This is a genomic window from Moorena sp. SIO4G3 (genome assembly GCF_010692305.1).
In the GTDB taxonomy this organism is placed as follows: Bacteria; Cyanobacteriota; Cyanobacteriia; order Cyanobacteriales; family Coleofasciculaceae; genus Moorena; species Moorena producens_A.
The window spans coordinates 1-1,667 of sequence record NZ_JAAHIG010000710.1 but is presented as its reverse complement, the minus strand read 5'-3'; the positions used below and the strand labels follow the sequence as shown (position 1 = coordinate 1,667).

Here is a 1,667-nt window from a genome sequence, read left to right as displayed (position 1 = left end):
TGGCAGTGAAGGTAATAATGCAGTCATTGGTATGTCTGGTGATGACGTGCTCTATTCTGGCTCTGGGGATGATTACATTAATAGTGGCAGTGGTAACGACACCATTTGGCTAGGAGGTGGTAAGGATCTAATTATCCTCGTAAACAGTGATGGTTTTGATACTATTAATAACTTCCAGCTTGGTCAAACTACCTTACATGTTGGCGATACTAGTCAGATCAGCATTGTTGATGGTGCTAAGGGTGCTGAAATCTCCCGCAACGGAGAGCTTCTGGGTGTGGTGAGTTGGACTCAGGCTAGCACTCTCAACGACAATTTCGACATGGTGTTTGTCTAGGGTTTTTCTGCAAGGCTGCGGTGGAACCAAGCTTGCGGGACCATAAAATCATTACTTGATTAGCATAGTGCGTCTGAGTTAACTCAGGCGCATTTTTGATCAGGGTTGCTCTGCCAGGGCTTTTATTAAGAAATATTACAAAAATCTGGCCTTTTGTAGAAAAAGGGAAAATTTAGTTTGATTAACCATTGGAGGCTGAAAAACACACCAGTTTTTAGATACAGCCTCAGACACCACCTCAGATACAACCGAGGTTTGGGTTACCTCAAAGCTAACAATTCATTAATTACGGAGCAAACATCAATGGATTTTTTCAATAAAATCACGGGAACAGAAGGCAACGATACCCTGTCAGGCACTGGCGCAAACGATCTGATTGATGGTTTGGCTGGTGATGACATGATCTTTGGTCGTGAGGGAATAAATTTCCTTGTCGGAGGTGATGGTAATGACCGGATCGAGGGGGGTTCACAGCCAGATGGGATTATCGGTGGTACCGGTAACGATACTATATTCGCTAGTCAGGGTGATAATGTAATCTATGGTGGTTCTGGTAATGACGTCATCTATTCTGGTTCTGGCAATGATTTCATTAATAGTGGCAGTGGTAACGACACCCTGTGGTTAGGGGGTGGTAAGGATCGAATTGTCCTCAACACCGGGGATGGATTTGATACCGTCAACAACTTCCAGCTTGGTCAAACTACCTTTGATGTTGCCAAATCTGATCACGTGACCATAGTTGATGGTGCTAATGGTGCTGAAATCTTTGGCGGCGGAGACCTCCTGGCTGTGGTGCGTTGGACTCAAGCTAGCACTCTCAAGGATAATTTCGACATGGTGTTTGTCTAGGGTTTTTCTGTAACGCTCCGGTAAACCAAAGCTTGGTGGAGCATAAAATCATGATTTTATGAGCATAGTGCGTCTGATTTAACTCAGGCGCATTTTTGATCAGGGTTGGTCTGCTCAGGGTTTTTGTTAAGGAATACTATAAAAGTTTGCCCTTTTGTAGAAAAAGGGAACATTTAAGTTAAGTAATCATCAGAGGCTGAAAACTACAGCAGTTTTCAGATACAACTTCAGACACAACCCAGATGTGGGTTACATAGGAGCTAACGATTCATTAATTACGGAGCAAAAATCAATGGTTTCTAATGATAACTTTGCTGACCGGGTATTGTTAAACGGTACATCAGTTAGTACCACAGGCACTAACCTCGTTTTCACTGGAGAGCCAGGTGAGCCGAATCATGCAGGCATTAGCAGCCAGTTAAATTCTGCTTGGTGGTCTTGGACAGCTGCCGCTGATGGAATCGTGACCATTGACACA

2 protein-coding genes and 1 pseudogene are annotated in these 1,667 nt (G+C 43.9%); all 3 read left to right on the top strand.

Annotation, left to right across the window (positions count from 1 at the left end; all coding sequences use genetic code 11):
- Nucleotides 1–337 (top strand): annotated as a pseudogene (locus F6J99_RS44820) (hypothetical protein); the annotation flags it as partial.
- Nucleotides 338–640: 303 nt separating this feature from the next.
- The gene (locus tag F6J99_RS44815; RefSeq protein ID WP_293123852.1) at nucleotides 641–1,189 is read left to right on the top strand and encodes a hypothetical protein; all 549 of its coding nucleotides are present in this window, start codon (nucleotides 641–643) and stop codon (nucleotides 1,187–1,189) included.
- 292 nt (nucleotides 1,190–1,481) lie between these two features.
- Nucleotides 1,482–1,667, top strand: a 186-nt coding sequence (locus F6J99_RS44810; protein ID WP_293123849.1) for a hypothetical protein, incomplete at its 3' end; no start/stop codon positions are given.

What these genes read in the sequence shown, in the direction of transcription:
- F6J99_RS44815 (WP_293123852.1), top strand. Translation starts at nt 641, where the DNA reads ATGGATTTTTTCAATAAAATCACGGGAACAGAAGGCAACGATACCCTG.